The 8,275-nt window shown below is 72.4% G+C and carries 11 protein-coding genes and 1 rRNA gene; 8 read left to right on the forward strand and 4 right to left on the reverse strand.

What is annotated here, in order from left to right:
* The 6 genes from rrf to ACFU7Y_RS34490 form a co-directional block, all read left to right on the forward strand.
* Nucleotides 1–87, forward strand: a 5S ribosomal RNA gene (gene rrf / locus ACFU7Y_RS34465); the annotation flags it as partial.
* Between the two features lie 156 nt (nt 88–243).
* Nucleotides 244–558 (forward strand): helix-turn-helix transcriptional regulator, encoded by a 315-nt coding sequence (locus tag ACFU7Y_RS34470; protein WP_224285451.1) that lies wholly within the window; start codon nt 244–246, stop codon nt 556–558.
* Entirely contained in the window at nt 555–965 is a 411-nt protein-coding gene (locus ACFU7Y_RS34475; protein ID WP_380770722.1) for an SRPBCC domain-containing protein, read from the forward strand. Before ACFU7Y_RS34470 ends, ACFU7Y_RS34475 begins: the two co-directional genes overlap by 4 nt.
* Before the next feature lie 87 nt (nt 966–1,052).
* Nucleotides 1,053–1,556 (forward strand): hypothetical protein, encoded by a 504-nt coding sequence (locus ACFU7Y_RS34480; protein WP_380770723.1) that lies wholly within the window; start codon nt 1,053–1,055, stop codon nt 1,554–1,556.
* Nucleotides 1,557–1,660: 104 nt separating this feature from the next.
* The gene (locus ACFU7Y_RS34485) at nt 1,661–2,047 is read left to right on the forward strand and encodes an antibiotic biosynthesis monooxygenase (RefSeq protein WP_263455149.1); all 387 of its coding nucleotides are present in this window, start codon (nt 1,661–1,663) and stop codon (nt 2,045–2,047) included.
* A 67-nt stretch (nt 2,048–2,114) separates the two neighbouring features.
* Nucleotides 2,115–2,783, forward strand: a complete 669-nt coding sequence (locus ACFU7Y_RS34490) for a hypothetical protein (protein ID WP_224281475.1) — start codon at nt 2,115–2,117, stop codon at nt 2,781–2,783.
* Nucleotides 2,784–2,820: 37 nt separating this feature from the next.
* Here ACFU7Y_RS34490 and ACFU7Y_RS34495 read toward each other — a convergent pair whose 3' ends face one another.
* From ACFU7Y_RS34495 to ACFU7Y_RS34505, 3 genes are all read right to left on the reverse strand, one after another.
* A complete protein-coding gene (locus ACFU7Y_RS34495) occupies nt 2,821–3,522 on the reverse strand; it encodes an NPCBM/NEW2 domain-containing protein (protein ID WP_224281474.1) in 702 nt (233 codons plus the stop codon).
* 137 nt (nt 3,523–3,659) lie between these two features.
* A complete protein-coding gene (locus ACFU7Y_RS34500) occupies nt 3,660–4,331 on the reverse strand; it encodes a DsbA family oxidoreductase (RefSeq protein ID WP_380770725.1) in 672 nt (223 codons plus the stop codon).
* A gap of 131 nt (nt 4,332–4,462) precedes the next feature.
* Entirely contained in the window at nt 4,463–5,755 is a 1,293-nt protein-coding gene (locus ACFU7Y_RS34505) for a tetratricopeptide repeat protein (protein WP_380770726.1), read from the reverse strand.
* A gap of 127 nt (nt 5,756–5,882) precedes the next feature.
* On the opposite strand from ACFU7Y_RS34505, the gene ACFU7Y_RS34510 reads away from it, so the two are divergent.
* The gene (locus ACFU7Y_RS34510; RefSeq protein ID WP_380770727.1) at nt 5,883–6,740 is read left to right on the forward strand and encodes a hypothetical protein; all 858 of its coding nucleotides are present in this window, start codon (nt 5,883–5,885) and stop codon (nt 6,738–6,740) included.
* Here the strand turns inward: ACFU7Y_RS34510 and ACFU7Y_RS34515 are convergent.
* Nucleotides 6,716–7,159, reverse strand: coding sequence for a MerR family transcriptional regulator (locus ACFU7Y_RS34515; protein ID WP_224281469.1), 444 nt, complete (start codon nt 7,157–7,159; stop codon nt 6,716–6,718). The genes ACFU7Y_RS34510 and ACFU7Y_RS34515 overlap by 25 nt on opposite strands.
* 62 nt (nt 7,160–7,221) lie before the next feature.
* Between ACFU7Y_RS34515 and ACFU7Y_RS34520 the strand changes: the two genes are divergently transcribed.
* The gene (locus ACFU7Y_RS34520) at nt 7,222–8,211 is read left to right on the forward strand and encodes an oxidoreductase (protein WP_380770728.1); all 990 of its coding nucleotides are present in this window, start codon (nt 7,222–7,224) and stop codon (nt 8,209–8,211) included.
* Nucleotides 8,212–8,275 lie beyond the last annotated feature (64 nt).

The following is an 8,275-nucleotide window of genomic DNA, read 5'->3' on the forward strand; positions in this document are numbered from 1 at the left end:
GGTTACATTCCGAACCCGGAAGCTAAGCCTTACAGCGCCGATGGTACTGCAGGGGGGACCCTGTGGGAGAGTAGGACGCCGCCGAACAATTCTTCTGAAGAACCCCTGATCCATTCGGATCAGGGGTTCTTCGCATTTCCGGGCCGGCAGCGGGCCGGGCGTGGCGGGCAGGTGACTGTCCCCAACCCCCGGACGTGTTGGAGATTCTTGACGCGTCGGAAATTTCCGACACATACTGATGTCATGCCAACGGACGTGTTCGGCGCGCTGGCCAACCCGGTGCGTCGCAGACTGCTCGAAAGTCTGCGAGAAGGCCCTCGCTCCACAGGGGAACTGGCCGGGATGTTCGAGCTCGGGAGGCCCGCGGTCTCCGAACACCTGGCGGTGCTCCGTGCCGTCGGGCTGGTGCGCGAGGAGCCACGGGGCCGACACCGCTTCCACCACCTCGAACCGGCACGGTTGGCCGAGGTGAGCGAGTGGCTGCATCCGTTCGAGCACTACTGGAAGCAGCGCCTGGACGCGCTGTCCGACCTTCTGGACGAAGACAACGGGACATGACCGAGAACAACACCCTCACCTGCGAGAAGTTCCTGCCCCACCCGCCGGTGGCGGTGTGGAAGGCCCTGACCGACCCTGACCTCCAGGCCCGTTGGTGGGCTGCCGGCGACGTCAAGCCCGTCGTCGGGCACCGCTTCACCCTCGACATGGGCAACTTCGGCAGTCAGCCCTGCGAGGTGACCGAGGTGGACGACCAGCGGCTGCTGGCCTATCGGTTCGCCGAGGGCTCGCTCGACACCACCATCACCTGGACGCTGCACCCGGAGGGTGGGGGCACCCGCCTCGTCCTCGTCCACGCGGGCTTCGACCTCGCCTCCCCGATGGGCCGACAGGCGTACGACGGCATGGGCAAGGGCTGGCCCCACGTCCTGAACCGTCTCGACTCCGTCCTGGGCGGGACCGCCTAAGAAGATCAGGGGAGGGCCGGCTGGGCCGTCGCGGCCCGGCCGGGCCCGAGAGCGATGGGACAGTGCCGGCACCGTCCTGAAGCGAAAGTGATCGATCTCGTGATCTCGGCTCAGAACGCGCCCCAGCCCGACCGCACGGGCGAGTTCACGGCCCGCCTCGACAGCGCCTGGGAATGGTGGCACGCCGCCATCGAGGAGGCCCAGGACGGCCGCTGGATCCGCAGCACCGTTGAGCGCCAGGTGATGGACGACCTCGCCGCCGCGACCGTCGGACTCGGCTACCTGGATCCGTCCGTCGAACTTCCCCTGCGCAACCGGCTCTGCCGCATCGCCACCTGGGCGGGCGTGCTCCGGCTCGCCGCCCGGGCCGGCGGCTGGGAGCTCGTCCCCGTCACCGGGGTGACCCCGCCGCGGCCCGCAGGGATGGCCGAACTGCTCTCCGCCGTCCACGCGGTGGGGGAGCAGGGTGAGACCTGGCTGCGGCGGCTCGGCGCTGACGGACCGCCACCGCCCCGTGCGGTCGCCGGGTTCGAGGCCTTCCTGTTCGGCCCGGGCTCGGTCGAGGACCTCCGCCAGTTCTTCTACGACTAGTGCCGTACCGGCCGACGTTCGCCCCGGTGTTCCACGGCGGAGGAGCCCGGACGGTTTGGCAAAGAGCTGGATCCCTTGTGGATCCCGTTCGGCAAAGACGTGGGATGGTCAGGTGCGTCCCGCCTTACGGTGATGCCGTGAGCAATGATGCGAAAGCGCCTGTCGTGCCCGTCGAGGCCTATGAACCCCCCTACTACGCGGCTGTCTTCACTGCGGTGCGAACCCAGGAGCAGAGCGGCTACAGCGAGACCAACGAACGCATGGAAGACCTGGTGAAGGACATCCCGGGGTACCTGGGGATGGACTACGCGCAGACTCCTGGCGGGCTGGCCATCACCGTCGCGTACTTCCGTGACGCCGAAGCCCTCACGGAGTGGCGGACCAACGCCGAGCACCGCGCGGCGCAGCGGCGCGGGCAGGCCGAGTGGTACCAGCGCTACACGCTGCACGTGGCGAAGGTGGAGCGGAGCCACGGGTTCGTGCGGGAGTAGCTTCCGCAGGGCCCGGCAGCCGGAAAACCGCAGGACAACCCGCGTCGACGTCCGGTACGACATCACGGTGAGACTGCGAACGAAGATCCACCGGGCCCGCCTCGGCCGGGACGAGTACCGGGTGATCACCCCGGTGCGGCAGGCCGCCGGCGCCTTCCTCCATGCGAGCCCGGGCAGTTGGTTCATGGACCTGCACCTGGACCGGCAGGGGGCCGAGGACCTCGCCACCGTCTGGGCCCTGGCGGCCCGCTCACGGTGCTCCCTGATCCACCTGCCGCTGCGTGCCAACACCGGTCCGGCCGGGCTGTCCGATGTCCCGCCCGAGGACCGGCTGGACCTCCTGCTCGTCCACCACAGCCTGGGCTTCCCGCCGTCCCGCTGGAAGGAGGTCCGCTCCCGGCTGGGCGCCGGGATCCCGCACACCGTCGACCTCCCGGTCACCGACTTCGACGGGGAGGACGCGGACCGCCCCTTCACCCACCGGCGCGACGAACTCCGCTTCGCCGGCGCCGCCGGGACGCTCGTGGTCACCGGCAGCCCCACCGCCTTCCGCCGGACCGGCTCCCAGCTCTACGAGCTCAGCCGCGAGGCCCCCGGCTGGCGCTTCGGGTGGCGTCCCGACGCACACTACTGCGTGACCCTCACCCACGAGGGCTGGGGCTCGGCCCGTGCGGCCAAGGGCGTCCCGGCGAGCCTGCACGTCGCCTACGCCCACCGCTGGCGCGCCGCCCAGTGAGCGGGAAGTCGGCCCGGCCGACTTCTCAGGAGGTGGGTCAGCGCTTCAGCAGCGGCTCCGCGATCACCAGCCGGGCGGCCTTCGACGGGTGGCAGTCACTGCCGGTGCTGTAGGCGATCCCGAGGCGGATGCCACCGGTGATGTCGACGTCGACGGTCTGTGGGTTGCCCACACCGACGGGGAACGAGGCGAGCTTCCGGTCGTCGACGAACACCTCGACGGTGATCGCGTTGTAGGGAGAGTTGTCGTCGATGCCGACGGCGGAGGCGGTGAAGCGCTTCCAGCTCCGCCCGATGTTGTAGTCCACCCACCCCCGGCTGGGGCAGGTCGACATCCCGAGGGCGTCGTCGTACGGCTTCGCGTTCAGCGTCCCCGTGACCGGGCCCAGTGCCGGGCCGTTGGTGTCGACGTAGGTCATCAGGCTGAGCCGCTGGGTGTCCGGCCCGGCACCGGCGGATCCCGGGGCGGTGGTGCCCGTCGCGCTCGCGGTGACGGTGACCGTCGCGCTCGGCAGGGTGACGGTCGGCCCCGGCACGGTCTGGATCGCGGTGGCCTGCGTCGCGGTCGGGGGATTGACGACGGCGGGCAGGCCGAAGAAACCGAGCAGGAGCCCCAGCAGGCCGGTGCCGGCGGAGATCAGCGCGGCGATCTCACCGAGCGGGCGCTGCCGTTGCGCACCGTTGCCCGGTGCCTCCGGGGCGGATCCCTGCCGGTGCGGATCCGGTTGTACGCCGCTCACGGAACTCCCCCCCTGGCGTCTCGTCGTTGCGCCCGGCAAGTGTTCAGCACGGGGTACGGCCGCGTCCAGGTGTCGGACACGCGGGAAGTCCGGCGCGCAGGAAGGTCGGACGGGCCGACTTCCTGCGCAGCGGCCCCTTACTCCTTCGGCGCGAGCGGCGTCAGCGGCAGGGCGACCCGGCTCTCCCAGGCCTGCTCCAGTGCCCGGGTGAACGTTTCCGCAGGCTGGGCGCCCGAGACGCCCAGCCGCCGGTCCAGGACGAAGAACGGCACGCCCGTCGCCCCCATGGCGCTCGCCGTGGCCTCGTCCTCGCGCACCGCCTCCGCGTACGCCTCCGGGTCGGCCAGGACCGCCGCGGCCGCCTCGCCGTCCAGCCCCGCGTCGACCGCCAGCTCGACCAGCCGGCCCGCATCGAAGGCCGACCGCTCCTCGGCGAAGTTCGCCCGGTACAGCGCGTCCAGCAGCTGCCCCTGCCGGCCGTGCTCCCCGGCGAAGTGCAGCAGGCGGTGCATGTCGAAGGAGTTCGCCGCGTCGCGCCCCTCACGCAGGTACGGCAGGCCCTCGGCGTGCGCGTTCTCGGCGATCCGGGCCTCCGCCGCCTCGGCCTGCTCCAGGCTCATCCCGTACTTGGCGGCGAGCAGCGGCAGCACCGGACGGGCCTCCTGCGGCGCCCGCGGATCCAGCTCGAAGGAGCGGTGGACGACCTCCACCTCCTCGCGGTGCGGGAACGCCGCCAGCGCCTGCTCGAACCGGGCCTTGCCGACGTAGCACCACGGGCAGTTGATGTCGCTCCAGATCTCCACGCGCACGGCGCCGCACTCCTTCCAGCCTCGCGCGGACCTCCCGCGCCGACGCCCACCGGAACGCCTTCGGGGTGCCTGGATATTTCTCCCACTGAAATATCCAGGTGCGAGGGCCCGGAGCACCTCGGCCTGCCGCCTCAGGTCCGGTTCCGCGCCTCGCGTTGGGCGGACACCGTGGGGATGGCGGCGATGGCCTCGGCGTAGCGGCCGTGCCTGCTCAGGATCTCGGCGACGGTTCGGTGAGCCTCGTACTCGGTGGACGACCGGAGCAGGTCGAGGGCCTCGTCCGTCCGGCCGTCCCGGTCCAGCAGCCAGGCCAGCATGGTGTCCCACTGGCCGGGCTCCTGCACGCTCAGCGCCTTCGCCTCCGCGACGCCCTCGGCGTAGCGCCCGGCCTTCGCGAGCAGGCGGAGCCGGGTGTGGCGCACGTGGGCGGAATGCGCGTCGACGTACGCGGTACCGAGGCCGTCCAGGAGCTCCAGCGCCCGTTCCGGACGGCCGTCCCTGATCAGCAGGTCGACCGCCTCGTGGAGGAGGTTCCCACGGCCGTGGTACCCGTACGTGGACCGTCCGACGCCGACGGCCTCGTCGAGGCGTCCCCGGCGGGCCAGGAACATCATGAGGCGCCGACGGACGTACTCGCCGTCCGCCTCAAGGGCCTCGTGCAGGACGGCTTCGGCCTCCTGGAGCCGCCCCTGCTCCTCCAGCGCGTCCGCGCACCGGTTCAGGGCGAGTTCCGCGTGCTCGCCGGTGGCCAGTTCGCGCAGCTGCTCGATCCGGCCCTGACCGGCGAGGAGTTCCGCGTACAGCCAGGCGATGTGCGGGACGACGGGCAGGACCGGGCCCAGCATCCGGATCGCCTCGTCCGCCCGGCCCATGCGTTCCAGGACCCGGGTGTACGGCACCAGCACCTCCGACGGCTGGTGCCGGCACCCGCGCCGGCCCTCGGCCGCCGAGCACGGGCAGTCCGCCGTACCGCCCCGGGCCCGCTCGGCGCACGGGGCGAGCAGCTCCAGGACGCGGGCGTCCCGGTGTTCCCCGTCGGTCAGATGGACCAGGGACTCCAGGATCCAGGGCTCACCGAGGTGGGGCGTCAGCACCTCGATGGCCTCGTCCACCCGCCCGGCCCGCACCAGCGCTTCGGCGAACCACCGGCACTCGGACGCCGACCCCAGGCCGGCCGCGTCCGGACGCACCAGCGCCAGCCCCTCCTCGATCCGGCCCTGCCGGACCATGATCTCGGCGGACTTCCGCACGGCGAACGGCCAGCCGACCGCGACGAACGGCTCCAGGACCGTCAGTGCCCGCTCGAACTCCCCCACCGCGCACAGCTCACGGACCGCCACCTCGGCGCAGAACCACTCACCGCGGTCCAGGGCAGCCTCGATCAGGAGCTCCAACTGCCCGTGCTCGGCGAAGTGTTCCGCCATGGGACCGTCGATTCCGCCGTCGAACTACCGCTGCCACGCGAGATCGCCAAGATTCACCAGGGCAGGCTATGCGACGACGCCGGGGCCCGACCGGAGCGGTGTCAGCCCGTTCGGACATAATCGGCGGATGTCCGAAACCTTCGTTGACCTGGGATTCGTCACCGCGCCCTCCGGGGTGCTGGTGCTCGGCATGGCCACGTGGATCGACGAGTGGCGGGAGCTGGGGGAGCCGCTGTCGGTCCGGGCCGCGGCGGCGGCGAAGGCGGGCGGCGGGCACCTGCAGGAGTGGGAGTGCGAGGCGGTCGCCGTCCCGGCCGCCGCCGACCGGCCGCTGGCGGTGCGGGCCACCACCGAGCCGTCGGCGTTCGACGAGGAGCCGACGATCGCGACGCTGGAGATCGCCCTCGGCCTGCCCTGGCCCGAGGGGGTGGACAGCCCGGTGCTGCTCGGGGACCTGCCGGTCGACCGGGGCGGCATGGCGATCGGCGACTCCGTGGGGCTGGACGTGTGGACGGGGCTGGAGGACGAGCCGGGCGACGGGCTCGCCGACCTCTCCTACTGGGGCCGGTACGGGAAGGACGCGCACGAGCGGTTCGGCGGCGAGCGGATGTCCCCGTACGGCGGGGACGAGGGACCGTACGGCTGGCTCGACCTCCCGGTGGCGGAGGCGGCCGCGCGGGAGGCCGAGATCAGCACCTGGCGGGGCGGCCTGCCCGGCCAGGGAGTGGCCACCATGGTGGAGAAGCACGTCGACTACTTCCGCTTCCGGCGGGCCGGCCTGGACCACCCGCTGCACGTGGGCGAGATCGAGGTCGGCGGCTGCCGGGTGCTCGGGATCGACTGGGACCCGGGCGACCATGCCGTCCGGCACCACGGCGGGCGGGACTGGGGCCAGGCCTTTCCGGTCACCCTCGAAGCCGACGGGGCGGGCGGAACGGTCCTGCGCTGGACCATCCCGCCCTACGACGAGGACGAGGAGGACTGAGCCGGGGAGGACGAGGAATCCGCCGTCGGGTCCCAGAGCCCGGCGGCCTCGCCGCGCGCCAGGTGGTCGGCGTAGACGGCGGTCTTCCAGGCGATGAGCGAGCGGCACTCCTCCAGTGCCCGGATCCGCTCGTCGACGCGCTGCCGGTGGACGTCCAGCAGCCGCAGCCGGTCGGCTTCGTTGCCCGGTCCCTGCCGTACCAGTTCGGCGAAGCGGCGGAGGTCTGCGAGCGGCATGCCGGACTCGCGCAGCTTGATGCAGATCTCCAGCCACTGCACGTCGAGCACGGCGTACCGCCGGCGCCCGCCCGCCGTGCGCCGCACCGGGCCGACCAACAGTCCCTCGCGCTCGTAGAAGCGCAGGGCGTGGACGCTGAGCCCGGTGCGCTCGGCCACCTCGCCGATGCTGAGTTCCGTCATGCCGTCAGAGCATAGGAGCGGGACTTGATCTAGACCGTGCTCCACTTCCTACCGTCGTCGCCATGACCACCACCGGCAGGACCACCACCGACCAGCAGCAGCCGATCGGCTCGCCCTTCTCCGCCTCCTCCACCGCCGAGGACGTCTTGGCGGGTCTCGACCTCTCCGGGCGCACCGCCGTCGTGACCGGCGGCTACTGCGGTCTCGGCCTGGAGACCACCCGGGCGCTGACCGCCGCCGGAGCCGACGTGATCGTCCCGGCCCGCCGCCCGGACACCGCCCGCACGGCACTTGCCGGAACCGGGAGCCGGATCGTCCCCATGGACCTCGCCGACCCCGCGAGCGTCCGCGCCGCCGCCGGGCTGATCCGCGACTGCACGGACCGCCTCGACCTGCTGCTGGCCGTCGCAGGCGTCATGGCCACCCCCGAGCGGCGCGTCGGGCCGGGCTGGGAGGGGCAGTTCGCCACCAACCACCTCGGGCACTTCCTCCTCGCCTGCGAGCTGTACCCGCTCCTGGCCGCCGCCCCGGACGGTGCGCGCGTTGTCGTCAACAGCTCCGCCGGGCACGCCCTGACCGGCATCCGCCGGCACGACCTGCACTTCCGCACCGGCTACGACAAGTGGCTGGCGTACGGCCAGTCCAAGACCGCCAACGCCCTGTTCGCCGTGCACCTCGACGTGCTCGGAGGGGCGGACGGCGTCCGGGCGTTCGCGCTCCACCCGGGCAAGATCATCACCGGCCTCCAGCGGGAGATGACCCGGCAGGAGCAGGTCGAGCGCGGCTGGGTGGACGCGCAGGGCAGGGTGATCGGCGCGGGCTTCAAGACCCCATCCCAGGGCGCCGCGACCGGTCTGTGGGCGGCCACCTCGCCGCTGCTCGGCGGCCGCGGCGGCCTCTACCTGGAGGACTGCGAGGTCGCCCGGCTCTGCGGTCCGGACACCCCGATGGACGACGGCGGCGTCCGCCCGTACGCCCTCGACCCCGACGAGGCCGCCCGCCTCTGGGGCCTCTCCCTCGCCGCGACCGGCGCCGCACCGGTGATCCGCTGACAGGGCCGCGACCGGCGCGTCCAGCGGGGGCGGCAGCGACAAGGAGCGGGAAGTCGGCCCGGCC

The organism is Kitasatospora sp. NPDC057542, assembly GCF_042801945.1.
In the GTDB taxonomy this organism is placed as follows: domain Bacteria; phylum Actinomycetota; class Actinomycetes; order Streptomycetales; family Streptomycetaceae; genus Kitasatospora.

Excerpts from the sequence above, each read along its gene's own strand:
- ACFU7Y_RS34470 (WP_224285451.1), top strand. The coding sequence starts at position 244 with ATGCCAACGGACGTGTTCGGCGCGCTGGCCAACCCGGTGCGTCGCAGA.
- ACFU7Y_RS34505 (WP_380770726.1), bottom strand. The coding sequence starts at position 5,755 with ATGGCGGAACACTTCGCCGAGCACGGGCAGTTGGAGCTCCTGATCGAG.
- ACFU7Y_RS34515 (WP_224281469.1), bottom strand. The coding sequence starts at position 7,159 with ATGACGGAACTCAGCATCGGCGAGGTGGCCGAGCGCACCGGGCTCAGC.
- ACFU7Y_RS34475 (WP_380770722.1), top strand. The coding sequence starts at position 555 with ATGACCGAGAACAACACCCTCACCTGCGAGAAGTTCCTGCCCCACCCG.
- ACFU7Y_RS34510 (WP_380770727.1), top strand. The coding sequence starts at position 5,883 with ATGTCCGAAACCTTCGTTGACCTGGGATTCGTCACCGCGCCCTCCGGG.
- ACFU7Y_RS34485 (WP_263455149.1), top strand. The coding sequence starts at position 1,661 with ATGGTCAGGTGCGTCCCGCCTTACGGTGATGCCGTGAGCAATGATGCG.
- ACFU7Y_RS34520 (WP_380770728.1), top strand. The coding sequence starts at position 7,222 with ATGACCACCACCGGCAGGACCACCACCGACCAGCAGCAGCCGATCGGC.